At 40.4% G+C, this 15,491-nt stretch carries 15 protein-coding genes; 6 read left to right on the forward strand and 9 right to left on the reverse strand.

The genetic code is table 11. The annotated features are described in order from the left end of the window. Window positions 1-22 precede the first annotated feature (22 nt). Together RHO12_02550 and RHO12_02555 are read left to right on the forward strand one after the other, a co-directional pair. Window positions 23-637 (forward strand): molecular chaperone TorD family protein, encoded by a 615-nt coding sequence (locus RHO12_02550; protein WVD66661.1) that lies wholly within the window; start codon window positions 23-25, stop codon window positions 635-637. A gap of 196 nt (window positions 638-833) precedes the next feature. Continuing rightward, window positions 834-3,284 carry a DMSO/selenate family reductase complex A subunit gene (locus RHO12_02555; GenBank protein ID WVD66662.1) on the forward strand — a complete coding sequence of 817 codons (2,451 nt, stop codon included), beginning with the start codon at window positions 834-836 and terminating at the stop codon, window positions 3,282-3,284. A gap of 83 nt (window positions 3,285-3,367) precedes the next feature. Here RHO12_02555 and RHO12_02560 read toward each other — a convergent pair whose 3' ends face one another. The 3 genes from RHO12_02560 to RHO12_02570 form a co-directional block, all read right to left on the reverse strand. Further along, entirely contained in the window at window positions 3,368-4,960 is a 1,593-nt protein-coding gene (locus tag RHO12_02560) for an ABC-F family ATPase (protein ID WVD66663.1), read from the reverse strand. Between the two features lie 140 nt (window positions 4,961-5,100). Beyond that, window positions 5,101-6,480, reverse strand: a complete 1,380-nt coding sequence (gene dbpA / locus RHO12_02565) for an ATP-dependent RNA helicase DbpA (protein WVD66664.1) — start codon at window positions 6,478-6,480, stop codon at window positions 5,101-5,103. A 79-nt stretch (window positions 6,481-6,559) separates the two neighbouring features. Continuing rightward, window positions 6,560-6,952 (reverse strand): nuclear transport factor 2 family protein, encoded by a 393-nt coding sequence (locus RHO12_02570; GenBank protein ID WVD66665.1) that lies wholly within the window; start codon window positions 6,950-6,952, stop codon window positions 6,560-6,562. An 88-nt stretch (window positions 6,953-7,040) separates the two neighbouring features. On the opposite strand from RHO12_02570, the gene RHO12_02575 reads away from it, so the two are divergent. Further along, a complete protein-coding gene (locus tag RHO12_02575; protein WVD66666.1) occupies window positions 7,041-7,802 on the forward strand; it encodes a helix-turn-helix transcriptional regulator in 762 nt (253 codons plus the stop codon). A 60-nt stretch (window positions 7,803-7,862) separates the two neighbouring features. Then, the gene (locus RHO12_02580; GenBank protein WVD66667.1) at window positions 7,863-8,183 is read left to right on the forward strand and encodes a helix-turn-helix domain-containing protein; all 321 of its coding nucleotides are present in this window, start codon (window positions 7,863-7,865) and stop codon (window positions 8,181-8,183) included. A 9-nt stretch (window positions 8,184-8,192) separates the two neighbouring features. Here RHO12_02580 and RHO12_02585 read toward each other — a convergent pair whose 3' ends face one another. Both RHO12_02585 and RHO12_02590 read right to left on the reverse strand, forming a co-directional pair. Then, window positions 8,193-8,957: a nitronate monooxygenase gene (locus tag RHO12_02585; GenBank protein WVD66668.1), complete on the reverse strand. Its 765-nt coding sequence runs from the start codon at window positions 8,955-8,957 to the stop codon at window positions 8,193-8,195. Window positions 8,958-8,987: 30 nt separating this feature from the next. Continuing rightward, window positions 8,988-9,158 carry a nitronate monooxygenase gene (locus tag RHO12_02590; protein ID WVD66669.1) on the reverse strand — a complete coding sequence of 57 codons (171 nt, stop codon included), beginning with the start codon at window positions 9,156-9,158 and terminating at the stop codon, window positions 8,988-8,990. A gap of 236 nt (window positions 9,159-9,394) precedes the next feature. Here RHO12_02590 and yddG point away from each other — a divergent pair, with 236 nt between their 5' ends. Then, window positions 9,395-10,300, forward strand: coding sequence for an aromatic amino acid DMT transporter YddG (gene yddG, locus RHO12_02595; GenBank protein WVD66670.1), 906 nt, complete (start codon window positions 9,395-9,397; stop codon window positions 10,298-10,300). Window positions 10,301-10,395: 95 nt separating this feature from the next. Continuing rightward, complete coding sequence (locus tag RHO12_02600) at window positions 10,396-10,998, forward strand: LysE/ArgO family amino acid transporter (GenBank protein WVD66671.1); 603 nt, start codon at window positions 10,396-10,398, stop codon at window positions 10,996-10,998. A gap of 79 nt (window positions 10,999-11,077) precedes the next feature. Here RHO12_02600 and RHO12_02605 read toward each other — a convergent pair whose 3' ends face one another. The 4 genes from RHO12_02605 to RHO12_02620 all read right to left on the reverse strand — a co-directional run bounded on the left by RHO12_02605 (window position 11,078) and on the right by RHO12_02620 (window position 15,422). Continuing rightward, window positions 11,078-12,277 (reverse strand): trans-2-enoyl-CoA reductase family protein, encoded by a 1,200-nt coding sequence (locus RHO12_02605; protein ID WVD66672.1) that lies wholly within the window; start codon window positions 12,275-12,277, stop codon window positions 11,078-11,080. 178 nt (window positions 12,278-12,455) lie between these two features. Then, window positions 12,456-13,874, reverse strand: a complete 1,419-nt coding sequence (gene phrB / locus RHO12_02610; GenBank protein ID WVD66673.1) for a deoxyribodipyrimidine photo-lyase — start codon at window positions 13,872-13,874, stop codon at window positions 12,456-12,458. A 26-nt stretch (window positions 13,875-13,900) separates the two neighbouring features. Continuing rightward, the gene (gene msrB, locus RHO12_02615) at window positions 13,901-14,347 is read right to left on the reverse strand and encodes a peptide-methionine (R)-S-oxide reductase MsrB (GenBank protein ID WVD66674.1); all 447 of its coding nucleotides are present in this window, start codon (window positions 14,345-14,347) and stop codon (window positions 13,901-13,903) included. 58 nt (window positions 14,348-14,405) lie between these two features. Then, complete coding sequence (locus tag RHO12_02620; GenBank protein ID WVD66675.1) at window positions 14,406-15,422, reverse strand: lipoate--protein ligase; 1,017 nt, start codon at window positions 15,420-15,422, stop codon at window positions 14,406-14,408. Between the last annotated feature and the right edge of the window lie 69 nt (window positions 15,423-15,491).

The raw sequence follows: 15,491 nt of genomic DNA on the forward strand, positions 1-15,491 counted from the left end.
CATTAAAATAGAATTAAATAATATGAACCAACCGTTAGACATAAGTAGTATTAATCTCGTCGCTCGCCTATTAGGCGCCTTTTTTTATTATTCACCCGATTCAGAGACATTAATAGCGCTACGCTCGGCATTAAATGACATTGAGTCATTATTTTCGTGGCATGATCCACAGTTTATCGTTAATCAACGTAATATTATGTTAGATAGCCTGACGGATGGTGAATTACCCTATCAATACTCGGTATTATTTGAAGGACAAGGCACGATGCCCGCGCCACCATGGGGATCGGTTTATCTGGATAAAGAAAACTTATTAATGGGTGAATCAACCGAGCGCTACCGCGTGTTTCTTGCTGACCACAACATAGTGATACAGACCGGACTTAATGAACCCGAAGATCAGTTTGGTTTAATGTTAATGGCGTTAGCGCTATTGATTGAATCTGAACAATTTGATGCCGCTAAAATATTACTCAGTGAACATCTTCTGACTTGGGCACCACGTTATTTAGCCCTACTATCACAAAATGATATTAGCCCATTTTATCGAGCGCTAGCGGCTAGCGCGGAAAGCTACCTTAACCAATTAGTTGCACAGTTACAACTTCATATGCCTTTTTATTATTTATATAAATAATTTTCTATAAAATTAAATCCCATAAACGATATGGGATTTAATTAGTCCTTATTGGATGACCTTCTTTTATCACGTTTATTGCCATTAATAACTTATCTGAATTGAAATTAATTTGATTCGGCAATATTGCTATTTTATCCAATACCGTTTTAGTTTATGATAATTTAATTCCACAAAAATTATAGGGTCATAGCGCATGGATAAGATCAATAAACTTAACAAGTTAACTCGTCGTAATTTTTTGCAAAAATCACTTGTAGTAGGTGGCGCTGCCGTTTTGATGAATAAGTTCAATATGCCCATAGCGAGCACTCAAGCTAAATCATCGTCAAAAACACCATTTTCAGCTGAAGATCAGGACGTAATCAGTTATAGCGCTTGTTTAGTCAATTGTGGTAGTCGCTGCCCTCTAAAAGTACATGTCAAAAATGGGATTATTACTAAAATTTCCCCCGAAGATGGGATTGATAATACCATTTTTGGTCAGCATCAAATTCGTCCTTGCTTACGAGGACGCTCTGTAAGATGGCGAACCTATGATCCTGAACGGTTAAAATTTCCAATGCTACGTATAGGTAAACGCGGTGAAGGTAAATTTAAACGAATTTCATGGGATGAAGCAACCGATATTCTAGCCAGTAAATTAAGATATACCATTGACACTTACGGTAATGAAGCTATCTATAATCAATATGGAACAGGTAATACTGGCGCAAACCTGAGTGGTACACATATGTGTGCACGGTTACTTAATATTTTAGGTGGCTATGTTAACTACCATGGAACCTACTCTAGTGCTCAAATTAGAACAATCCAACCCTATTTATTTGGCAATGGCCAAGATAGTCAGTTGCAATCGTTACTCGATCAAATAAAACATGCCGACTTAGTTGTAATGTTTGGGCACAATATTGCAGAAACCCGCATGTCTGGAGGAGGACAAGTTAGTGAACTTTATCATGCGTTAAGCCAAAGTAACGCTAAAATCATTATGATAGACCCAAGGTGCAATGAAAGTGTTATCGCTTATAACGCGGATTGGATCCCCATAAAACCAGGGACTGATGCAGCTTTAGTCGCGGCAATTGGCTATGTATTAATTGAAAAAAATCTAATTGATGAAGCGATGTTAGCTAAATATTGCGTCGGTTGGAGCGCGGATAGCTTACCGGAAAACGCGCCTAAAAATAGTGATTACAAATCTTATCTGCTCGGTTTTGGGGATGATAAAATAGCCAAAACTCCTGAATGGGCAGAAAAATTAACCGGTATTTCGGCTACGCGGATCCGTGAATTAGCCCTTGAACTTAATCATGCTAAAGCCGCGTGGATCTCTCAAGGTTGGGGAGTACAGCGCAGCCAAGCAGGAGAACATGCCGCTCGGGCGATTATGGCTTTACCCATTATAACCGGCCATTTTGGCAGACCCGGTACCAATATAGGTAATTGGGGAGGCAGCCTAGCTTACCCTGTGGCATCAGTGCATAAAAATAGCAATCCTATTAAAACCTCTATTCCCGTCTTTTTATGGACAAGCGTTATTGAAGAAGGTGAAAATTTAACCGCTAAAAATGCCTTTATCAAAGGTAAAGATAAGCTTGATGTAAGTTTTAAATTTTTGTGGAACTATGCTAGTAATGTGCTGGCAAACCAGCATTCTGATTTAAATAAAACTCATGAAATTTTAGCCGATGAATCAAAATGTGAATTTATTTTAGTCTGGGATACCCATATGACCGCATCGGCTAAATATGCTGATCTACTACTTCCTGATGTATCAGGTGTTGAAACCAGCGACATAATAAACAACTCTTATTCAACAGGCGCTTATAACTACCTGGTTCGCTTACAACCTGCGATAAAACCGCTATGGGAAAATAGAATCACTTATGATGTTCTCGCCGACGTTGCCGAAAAATTAGGGGTAAAAAATGAGTTTACCCAAGGAAGAAGTTATGCCGATTGGGTCGAGCTCTGCTATGAAAAAACACGACAAAGCAATCCTCATTTACCCCTTTTTACTGCAACTGATGGCAAAGGCGTCCTTGATCGTAAATTGGCGGATAGTAATCAATATATTGCATTAAAAGCCTTTCGTGATGATCCAATGGGTCAGCCGTTAAATACGCCATCAGGCAAAATCGAGCTATACTCACAAGCCCTTGCAGATATTGCCAACGATTGGCAATTGGATGAAAAAGATAAACTCTACCCTATTCCAGCCTATTTGCCGGCGATTGAAGGTGTTGAAGATATTGAGGGCTTAAAACAATATCCATTACAACTTATTGGCTACCATACTAAAGGTCATTGCCATTCAAGTTATGCTAATTTGTCGCAACTGAAAGAAGCATCGGTTGATGCCGTTTGGATTAATCCCGTTGATGCCGATAAACGTCAAATTAAGCATGGCCAATTAGTCGAAGTCTATAATGATCGAGGTCGATTATATCTTCCCGCTAAAGTCACGCCAAGGATCATTCCTGGTGTAGTTGCAATCCCACAAGGTGCCTGGGCAAAAACCAATCAAGATGGGGTAGATATTGGTGGATGCATAAATCGCTTAACCTCACTAAGACCAACGGTGCTTGCGAAGGCAAATCCACAGCATACTAATTTAGTTGAAGTGAAATCATTACAATCATAGCAAGGCATATAAAAAAACCATACGTAGCCTAAGTTACATATGGTTTTTTTATTGATAAATAATATGGTGTTAAGACGTAATAATTAATCGATACCGCGGCTCAGTAAGTAATCTTCGTAGCTGCCAGTATAATCAATCACTTTGTCCGGCGTCATTTCAATAATGCGCGTGGCTAAAGAGCTGACAAATTCACGATCGTGAGAAACAAAAAATAGCGTCCCTTGATAGAGCTCTAATGCCATATTCAATGATTCAATCGACTCCATATCCAAATGGTTGGTCGGCTCATCCATCACGATAATATTCGGTCTTTGCATCATCAGTTTACCAAATAGCATGCGACCTTTTTCACCGCCCGATAACACTTTAACTTTCTTTTTAATGTCATCTTGGGAAAACAGTAAACGACCCAGTATGCCTCGTACCGCTTGCTCGTCATCACTAGGTTGCTTCCACTGACTCATCCAATCAAATACGTTCAGGTTTTCATCAAATTCAAATTCATGATCTTGAGCATAATAACCAATATTGGCATTTTCAGACCACTTAACCGTACCGGAGTCAGGTGTGTACTCGCCCATTAAGGTTTTAAGTAAGGTGGATTTACCAATACCATTGGTACCAAGTATCGCCACTTTTTCACCCACTTCAACCATTAGGTTCAGGCTTTTAAATAACGTTCTATCATCAAATCCTTTGCTTAATTTTTCAACCACCAATGCATTACGGTAGAGCTTTTTATCTTGCTCAAAGCGGATAAATGGATTTTGACGACTTGAGGCCTTAACTTCTTCAAGTTGGATTTTGTCGATCTGTTTTGCCCGAGAGGTAGCTTGCTTTGACTTTGATGCATTCGCACTAAAACGGCTGACAAAAGACTGTAATTCATTGATTTGCGCTTTTTTCTTAGCATTATCAGATAATAGACGTTCCCGAGCTTGTGTCGCGGCACTCATGTATTCATCATAATTACCTGGATAAATTCGCAGCTCACCATAATCCATATCGGCCATATGGGTACAGACCATGTTTAAAAAGTGGCGATCATGGGAGATAATAATCATGGTACTTTCACGCTCATTTAACACTTGCTCAAGCCAGCGGATGGTATCAATATCCAAGTTATTGGTCGGCTCATCAAGCAGTAAAATGTCAGGGTTCGAAAACAGTGCTTGCGCAAGGAGTACTCGAAGTTTCCAACCCGGTGCCACTTCGCTCATCAGGCCGTAGTGCTGCTCGACAGGAATTCCTACGCCAAGTAATAACTCGCCAGCTCTTGCCTCAGCACTATAACCATCCATCTCAGCATATTCGCCTTCAAGATCAGCAACTCTGTAGCCATCTTCTTCGCTCATTTCCGCTAATGAATAGATGCGATCGCGTTCTTGTTTTACTTGCCATAACTCATTGTGACCCATGATAACGGTATCTAGCACGCTGTATTGCTCAAAGGCAAATTGGTCTTGCTTTAATTTACCTAAACGCTCATGAGGATCTAAAGCGACATTGCCAGCGGTTGGCACTAAATCACCACCAAGGATTTTCATAAATGTGGTTTTACCACTGCCATTTGCGCCGATCAAACCATAGCGATTACCGCCACCAAATTTGACGGAAATGTTTTCAAACAACGGCTTACTGCCGAACTGCATCGTAATATTATTTGTACTTAACACTAAAATTTACTCTCAAAATAAAGAAATGACATCATTAAATGAATGGTCATAATGTGATCTGGCGCACATTATGCCACAATCTATACGCAGGTGCGAGCAAAGAGCGTAGATATTTTTGACCCACGATTGTAGCCTGCTATTTATAAAGCGCGAGCCCTAACTGATTTACCTTTGATCTTGCCTTGCTTAACGTATTCCAGCACTTTTTTAATCGCTTTATGATTAATTGCCACATAAGAATATAAGTCGGTAATGATGATTTTACCGATTAAACTGCCATCTAAACCGGCATCCTTAGTTAAAGCGCCGAGTATATCACCGGGTCTGACCTTGTTTTTTCGACCGATAGTGAGCGAGACCGTTTGCATTTCAGGTTTGACAATGCGCGCTTTATCAAGCGTCATATTATTCGCAGTTAGCCAATTTAGCGTTATCTTTTCTAGCTCTTCAAGTAAATTGGCTTTAGGCATTTCATGAGCAGCAACTAAGGTAATCGCCAACCCGCTTTCCCCTGCTCGGCCAGTACGACCGATGCGATGGGTATGAACCTGCGGATCATAAGAAATTTGGTAATTAATGACTAAGTCGAGCTCTTTAATATCCAGCCCTCTAGCCGCCACATCGGTGGCGACCAAAATCGCCTTACTTTTATTGGTAAACTGTAATAACACCTGCTCTCGGTCTCGTTGCTCTAAATCACCATGCAAGGCAATCACACTAAAGCCTAACTGGCTTAGATAATTGTCGACCTCTTGACAGGCTACTTTGGTATTACAAAAGATAATGGTCGATCCCACCGGATGCTCGGTTAATAATTTTGCCAATAACGGTTTACGGCTATTTTCATCGACTTCATAAAAGTATTGCTCAATTTGATTGTTCACCTCATCAACAGCTAAAAATTCAGCATTTTGCTGAATTTTGTTGCTAATGTTTTGAATACCATCAGGATAAGTGGCAGAAAACAGTAAGGTTTGCCGCTGCTTTGGCGCCTGCTTAATGATGCTAATAATATCATCCTCAAAGCCCATATCGAGCATGCGATCGGCTTCATCTAACACTAAAAGGCGTAATTCACTTAGATTCAGGGTATTTTTTTGTAAGTGATCGAGTAAGCGCCCTGGCGTACCGACAATAATATGCGGACTATGTTCGAGCGAGTTAATTTGCTGTGCAATCGGTGTTCCACCGCATAAGGTTAAGATTTTGACGTTATTCATTAACCTTGCCAAGCGACGTAACTCAATCGCAACTTGCTCAGCAAGTTCACGGGTTGGACAAATGACCAATGATTGAACCGCATAGCTCTCAACGGTTATTGCCGATAAAATACCTAAACCGAATGCCGCTGTTTTACCGCTACCTGTTTTTGCTTTAGCAATAATGTCTTTACCCGCTAATATCGCCGGCAATGTTAGGGCTTGAATTGGCGTCATCGTCAGGTATTGCAGTGATGCTAAATTATCCTGCAAGGATGAGTTAAGTGATAATTGTGTAAAAGTCATTGGCGCCGTTGACATATTAAAAGCCCTAATTATTAAAATGGTGCCTACTATACCTTAAATTAATACTATTTGTGCAGATAATTCAGCTCATTATTTACCTTCGATAGCCTAAATCATGATCCTGCTGATCGCCCACAATCAATCGCGTTAACTCATCACATTGGACAATTTTGCCATGTTTTAACGTAAATTGAGCAAAAACTTGCGTGTGGATTCTAGTGCCGTCGTGTTTGCTAGCAAACACGTGATGATGGGTAAATACAGTTTCTTGCTCTTCAACAATCGCAACGACAGTTATCGTGGCATATTGCAGAACTTGATGCAGCCGTTTTATATGTTTAACAAAATCGTCATAATTAAGCTCATTACCATCCGCCACTTGACGATAGTCTGGACTAAAATACTGCGCAATCGTTTGATCATGGCAATCATTCGGCTCGGTTATCACGGCGCGCAACGCCGTTTCAACAATTAATTTATTTTTCATAGGGTTCTCACTAAATTGTGATAAAAATAGCAGTTTACTAATTAATTGAATGGCTTAATATACGGATACAGACAACTTATATTGCTAAATGGCCAAAATAACAGTGAACGCTTTCAATTTTTCTATTCGCCCCCTCGTTCATACTAAAAATCAGCAGACAAAAATGCACAGCCATGCAACGGGTCAGCTCTATTTTTTGAATTCTGGCATGATAAGTGGCTATGCAAAAAATAAATATTGGTCAATCGTACCTAATTGTATCGGTTGGATCCCGATGACGATAGAACATAGCGCAACAATGTGGGGCAATATTGCAGGTTGGAGCTTATATTTACCCGCCTCATTGTGTGATGAGCTGCCACTTGAACCGTGCGTCTTAAAAACGAGTGACCTAGCGAGTGCCTTAATGACGCGCATTGTCACCTTTACTAATACGGCAACATTAACTGAGCAGCAAATTAAAATTATTGAAGTATTAATCGATGAAGTGAAATCAAGCCAGCCAATAGAAACGTTATTATTGCCTCAGCCAACCGATGCTCGCTTAATAAAAATAACCCAAGCCATTTGGCACGATCCCACAATTGAAAAGTCACAACAACAATGGGCTAAGTTGGCGGCGATTAGCGTACGCAGTTTAAGTCGGCACTTTAAAGCACAAACCGGCATAACATTTTCGCATTGGAAGCAATTAGCTAAGGTTATGCTATCTCTAGAACAACTCGCGCAAGGTATTGCAATAAAGGACATCGCTTATTCATGTGGTTTTAGTGATGCCAGTAGCTATATTGCCTCTTTTAAATCTATCTTTGGGGTTACACCTAGGCGTTATTTTAGTGGATATGGCTAATATTATAATATGGTTATTATACCCTTATCTTGAGCATTAAATTTCGCTATAATCGCAAGAATGAAAAAAGAAAACGGCAAATATTTGCTCTGCCCGATGGCGAAATTACAAAAAATCATCGCAGGCAAATGGAAAGTGTATATTTTATGGATATTAGCGCATCAAACGATACGTTATGGCGAGTTACATCGTGAGTTAGCGGGGATCACCCAATCGATGCTAACTAAGCAGCTACGCGAGCTCGAACAAGATGGTTTTATTGTGCGACATATCTATCCTGAAGTTCCGCCAAAAGTAGAATATGCCTTGAGTGATTTGGGTAAAACGTTTATCCCCATCTTAAAAGATCTTAACCAATGGGGACAAACACATTTAAAATGAAATATTAGCTTATCCTTCTGACATAACTTCCTTGATGAGTTCCTGGCAGCTAATGATATTATTAATGCTGGCAGCAGATGCTGAAACACAGATGTAACCGCTACTTTTTTTACCTAATAACATATGTTTAAAGCTACCAATATAATGTTCAGGTGATGTCAAAATTTGCCGTTCCAAATTATATTTACCAATCACCCGCAGTCGACCAAAAGGGGCATTGAGCACCACTAAATCTTCCTCTCGAGCACTAATAATGGCGTCTTTGCATTCGATTGAGGCGGGTGATTCAATGGTATTAATAAACCTTGTCCCCATATAAACGGCTTGAGCTCCGATGGCAAAAGCTGCATGAGCCGTTTTGCCATCATAAATTCCCCCCGCAGCAATAACCGGAATATTAACCACTTTAAGCACTTGGGATAATAAAGCTTGGGTACTAATTTGATGTTCACTTAAATGCCCACCCGCTTCATGGCCAGTTATAATTAATGCATCCACACCGAGTTTTTCAGCGGCTAAGGCTTTTTCAACCGTTGGCGAAATATCGCGAAATAAAATTTTAATCCCAGCCGCTTGCAAACGCTTAATGGATGATTGATCGCTATTATCGCCATAATTAATCAATACCACAATTTCAACGTTTTCCTCTAAAATTACCTCTAAAAGCGAATATGAGTAGTCGAAACTGCTCTCTTTATCAAACGTTGGTAAAATATAATTTACCGCAAATGGCTTATTGGTTATTTGTCTCACCTTTTGTATTTGCTGGCGCATTTTTTCGGCGGCATCTTTAGCGCCAGTCGCTTACTCGGTTTGCCCCGCATTGCTTGCTAATACACCAAGCCCCCCGGCCATCGACACCGCAGCGACAAACTCAGCGCTCGTCAGCCAAACCATTGCAGCTTGAATAACGGGATACTGAATATTAAGTAGTGCTGTTATTTTATTGTTAGTTTTAGTTGTCGTTGTTATCATTAGAATTCTCCCTTACATAGTGTCATTTTATGTTAGGGAGTAATCATTTATGGCACAAGTACGGTCAAAAAGCGTAGGTACGATTAAAAAAGGTAGAATTGAAATAAATCATAGCATTGAAAAATAAATTTATTTTCATGCTAATCATTAATAAATGTTTGCCACGCATATTATGCTTTATTTTTAGCACAAACAGCGCGATAATTCAGCCTCAATTCCGTTATTTAGCTAATATTGTGACAGATAAAAACAAAGCAACATTAATTGGCTTTATTGCCATTTTTTTATGGAGTTCAATCGTTGGCACCATTAAAATTGTGAGTGAAAATTTTGGTGCCATTGGCGGTTTAGCGCTTATTTATAGCGTCGCCACGGTATTATTATTTTTTATTGTGGGTGCCACCAAGCTTCGTCAGCTGCCGCGCAGCTACTTAATTTGGGGCAGTTTATTATTTGTACTATATGAGCTCTGTTTTTCATTATCAATTGGTTTATCCCATAGCGGTCGGCAAGCTATTGAAGTCAGCATGCTCAATTATTTATGGCCAACGTTAACCATCCTGGCGGCCGTTTTATTTAATAATCAAAAAGCGAATTTACTGATTATTCCCGGCGGAATTTTACCTCTAATTGGTATTGGCTGGGTGTTAGGTGGCGAACAAGGCTTAGATTTGTCAGTCATGTTGAATAATGTTAAAGATAACCCGTTAAGCTATGGACTGGCGTTGATCGGTTCATTTATCTGGGCGGCTTACTGCATGGTGACCATTAAATGTGCTAAGGGGAAAAATGGCGTGACATTATTTTTCTTTTTAACGGCCTTGGTGCTGTGGATTAAGTATTTTATCGCTGGTGAAAACACCCTAATATTTAACTTTACAGCCGTTATGTATCTTATCTTATCCGCGTTTGCCATCGGCTTAGGCTATGCGGCTTGGAATTATGGCGTTTTACATGGCAACATTACGATCCTTGCTGGCGCCTCTTATTTTATTCCTATTTTATCAGCGTCTATTTCGGCTCTATTACTCAATACCTCACTCTCTTTTTCATTTTGGCAAGGAACAGCACTGGTATGCCTCGGCGCAATTTTATGTTGGCTGGCTACTCGCAATAGCAAAGTACGCGTTAAAAAAATTTAACCACATTTATGATTAGGATAGAGCGTTTTGTCGTTGACGATTTGGGATTGTTATCAATTTTATAATATTACGTAACTTTTTAGGATCAATAGATTATGTCAGCTTTTTGGTATGGTATGGGAACGGGGTTTTCGCTTATTATGGCGATCGGGGCGCAAAATGCGTTTGTGCTTAAACAAGGTTTGAAAAAAAACTTTGTTTTTGCGGTTTGTCTCGTTTGTGCCTTGTCAGATTCAGTTTTAATTTATTTAAGTGTGATGGGCTTTTCGCATTTTATCACTCAGTATCCGCTTATTGTCACCATCGCCAAATATTTGGGGGCGGCGTTTCTGCTTTGCTACGGCTTGCGTAGTTTCTATTCGGCAATCAAAAAACAACAAGTATTAAATCCAAGCCAGCTGGAAAAAGGCACATTTTTTAAAGTCATTGCTATCTGCTTAGCTTTTACTTGGTTAAATCCACATGTCTATTTAGATACCGTGTTATTGATTGGTTCTGTCTCTTTGCAGTTTAGTGAGCAAACCTACTCATTTGCTTGCGGTGCGATACTGGCCTCTTGGATTTTCTTTTTTTCACTCGGTTATGGCGCGAGAATACTTTTGCCATTATTTAGCAATCCGCTATCATGGAAAATATTGGATATCATTATTGGCATCATTATGTGGACGATCGCACTAACGCTTTTATGCTCTTCTTAATATCGATTAGTTTTGCTGCAATAAAAAAAGGTGTTATATAAATTTATAACACCTTATATTGAGGGTAAATTACCTTACCTTAATTTAAGGTAACCACATCGAATTGAACATCAGGATCAACATCCGCTTCATAATCAACACCCGCCAGACCAAAGCCGAACAAACGTAAGAACTCATCTTTATAGCCTTGATAATCTGTCACTTGATAAATCGTATCATCCGTCACTTTCGCCCATATCGCTTGGCAAGCATTTTGCACTTCAGGACGCAGTTCCCAATCATCTAATCTTAAACGGTGGCTTTCATCGGTTTCAGGCTGACCATTGGCATAGAGTTTAGTGGCAAACATTCGCTCGATTTGTTCAATACAGCCTTCATGAATACCTTGCTCTTTCATCACTTTAAATGACATGGCGATGTATAACGGCATAACCGGAATAGCGGATGAAGCCTGCGTAACCACCGATTTAAGCACCGCAACATAAGCATGGCCATTTTTAGCTGATAATTTTTTATCAATCGCATGTGCAGCGCGATCTAAATCTTCTTTCGCTTTGCCTAATGTACCATGCCAGTAAATTGGCCAGGTCAATTCTGTACCAATATATGAATAGGCAACAGCTTGAGCATTATCGGCTAACACCCCTGCATCGGCTAAGGCATTCATCCAGATTTCCCAATCTTGTCCGCCCATAACTTTAACCGTGTCGGCAATTTCTTGCTCGTTAGCAGGCTCAACTGTAGCTTCAATTAATACATCTTTATTGGTATCCAAAGCTACAGATTTATAAGGCTGACCAATTGGCTTTAAAGTTGAACGCACCACTTCACCAGAATCAGGCATTTTACGGACCGGTGAGGCTAAAGAGTAAACCACTAAGTCAATTTGACCTAAATCTTTTTTGATCAAATCAATCACAACTTGACGGCATTGATCGGAAAACGCGTCGCCGTTGATACTTTTAGCATACAGTCCCGCTGCTTTTGCCGCTTTATCGAATGCCGCCGAGTTATACCAACCAGCACTACCCGTCTTATTTTCTGCACTTGGTTTTTCAAAAAAGACACCAATGGTTGCCGCATCAGAGCCAAACGCAGCGGTAATGCGGGATGCTAAACCATACCCCGTTGAAGCACCAATCACTAATACTTTTTTCGGGCCATTAGCTAACTTGCCTTTAGACTTAACGTAGGCAATTTGTTGATTAACATTTTCAGCGCAGCCAACTGGATGAGTTGTGGTACAAATAAAACCACGAATTTTGGGTTTAATGATCATAATTTTCTATCTCAATGGGTTTTTAAAAAGTGTCTTACTATATACAAAATTCATTTTAAAATAAACTGATGGGATCGTGTTCACTAAAATATCAAATTTTGTCAATTCTATCATTATTGAATATTAAGTTCCACTAAAGCCAACACGCACTATCGTGTTGGCGCTATTTCTTTCCTCATTATTTAGCTGCATTGTATGCCGCTAAAGTATATAGCCTTGCACTAGCGTGTTCGACTATCGGCTCGGGATAATTAAGGCTAATATTACTCTTTTTCGCCCATTTATGCGGCTCATGTATGGCATCATCAGGAACCTCGGCTAATTCGGGTAAATATTGACGAATAAATTTGCCGTCGATATCAAAACGCTTACTTTGGGTGGTTGGATTAAAAATTCGAAAATAAGGCGCGGCATCATTGCCCGTCGAAGCCGCCCATTGCCAACCGCCATTATTAAGCGCTAAATCACCATCAATAAGTTGTGACATAAAATAGTCTTCACCTTGACGCCAATTAATCAGTAAATCTTTGACTAAAAAACTGGCCGCAATCATGCGTAATCGATTATGCATCCAACCTGTTTGATTGAGCTGGCGCATAGCGGCGTCAACGATGGGGTAACCCGTTAACCCTTGCTGCCAAGCGCTAAAATCCGCGTCATTATGGCGCCATTGCACTCGCTTGGTCCAAGCAATAAACGGCTGGTTTTTCGAAAGCTTCGGATAAACATACAATAAATGCAGATAAAATTCGCGCCAAATTAGTTGATTAAACCAACCAAATGCGCCACCTGATTGGCGTTGCATAAAATCAGGATGCTCCAATTGTAGCCTTGCAAAACATTGCCGGACCGACAAGACACCAATGGCTAAATAAGCTGACAGCTGGCTTGTTGCCGTTAAGCTAGGCAAATCGCGTAAATTTAAATAACGATCGACGTGTTCACGGCAAAATAGCTGTAATCGTTTAATGGCCTGCTGTTCACCAATTGGCGCATATTCACTGGCCTTGGTTGGGTAGCTAAATGGCTGCAATTTACTCGGCTCAATTTCAGCAGGTTGCACCCTTTTTGCCGGCTTACGGTGCACGTTAATAACCGTACTTTGCAAGTGATCATAGAATTTATTACGAAATGGAGTATAAATTTGATACATTTGCCCTGAACCGGTGGTAATACATCCTGGCGCGAAAAACACCGAATCATCAAACGTATGGCAGTTAATGTTAGTCATCGCGGGCAGCCCAAGCACGGATTTATCTCGTTGTACTTCATTGCATTGATACTGCTTATTATAAAATAGATCGCTTACGCCATATTGCTGGCAAACCGATTCTATTACGGCGATAGAATCATTAAAGGTATTCACTTCATGGTAGAGTAAACCAATATTCAACTCTGCTAGATTGCGCTGCAATTGGTGTAAATGTTGCTTAATAAACCAAGCTTGGTAGGCTGACATATGATGTGCTTGCCACTGCTGAGGCGTCGCAATGTAAATAGCCATCACCTTAGCATCAGGATCGAGGCAAGCATGATAAAGTGCTGAATTATCGGTCACTCTTAAATCATTACGAAACCAAACTAAATGCGTTGCCATATATCCCTCTTTAGGTTTTTACTCTCTCAGTTATCATGATCAAATAAGGCTAAATATTCGCCATAGCCAGCCTGCTTAAGATCAGCTTTAGCAATAAAGCGTAACGCAGCAGAATTAATGCAATAGCGCAAACCGCCTAACGTTTTAGGACCATCATTAAAAACGTGGCCAAGATGAGAGTCAGCCTGCGATGAACGCACTTCTATGCGCTGCATACCATGACTATGATCTTGTTTTTGCTTAATGCTACTGGCATTAATTGGCTGACTAAAACTCGGCCAACCACAACCGGAGTCAAACTTATCTAATGAACTAAATAACGGTTCGCCTGATACAATATCAACATATAACCCCTCGTGCTCATTAGCATAATATTGATTATCAAACGGAGGCTCAGTGCCATTTTGCTGTGTTACAAAATATTGTAGCGGTGTTAATGTTGCTACATCTTTACTTTTATATTTATCACTCATTACACGCTCCTAAGCAAAAATAACGTAATTGACACTAACATACTGCAATGCAACACATCTAACGGATGGCGGTAATTAACCACTCGGCAATTTCATCTAACTCAGCGCTAAATTCTGGGTACTCATTAACAATTTGCGCCATAGCGTCGTCAATAGATGTTACGGCGTAACTTTTATGTTGCAATAAATCCGCGAGCTTTTGAATTGGTGTCGGGTTTAAACTATCGGTAAAAATCTGACAACGACTGATATGTCCCTGCTCAACATCAAAATGAAACTCAATATTGCCCCACGTAAAGCGCTCCTCTAGCGTATGGCTAAATTGTGGCGCCTGGCCAAAATTCCACTGCCAGCTAGACTGCTTGGCAAACACATGTTCAAATTCCGGTAAGTTGGGTAGCGCATCTGGAGAGATGATTTCAGCAATCGCGGTATCTCCATAATGTTTGAAAAAAAGCGCGCTAATAACCTGACAGACTTGCTCGTGATCGAGAGATGGCAAATAATCGGTTAAATTAGCGACGCGTGCCCGTACCGAAGTGATCCCTTTCGCCTGCAGTTTTTTAGGATCGGGATTTAAGTAATCATTCAGTCTGGCTAAATTGGCACTGAGTAAAATGGTGCCATGATGAAAGCCCCGATCGCTGGTTTCTCGATACGCGGAGCCTGATATTTTTTTCTCACCTTCTGGGGTAGCGAGCACCAAATCGTTGCGCCCAGAAGCAGTAACCGATAAACCAAATGAGTTTAGCGCATCGACAATAATTTGCGTCGAAATGGCTTTGTTATAATCAGGCTTACCGGCCATAAAGGTAAAACAGGTATTGCCTAAATCATGAAATACCGCCCCGCCGCCACTGCTACGACGGGCGAGTTTAACCCCATCCTCGCTCATTTTACGAGTATTACACTCTCGCCATGGGTTTTGCGCTCGACCAATCACCACCGTATTATCATTGCGCCATAAAAACAGCACTTTTTGGTCAGGCGGCATATATTTAAATAGCGTTTCTTCTACCGCTAAATTAAACCACGGGTCATGCGAGCTAGAAATTAATAATCGTAGTGAAGACATTGTTGTTCAATCTAAAGAGAATAATGGACCTGATCATAACGTAAATAATCGATTACGACAAATCAGGTT

This window comes from Orbaceae bacterium lpD02, assembly GCA_036251875.1.
Taxonomy (GTDB): domain Bacteria; phylum Pseudomonadota; class Gammaproteobacteria; order Enterobacterales; family Orbaceae; genus Orbus; species Orbus sturtevantii.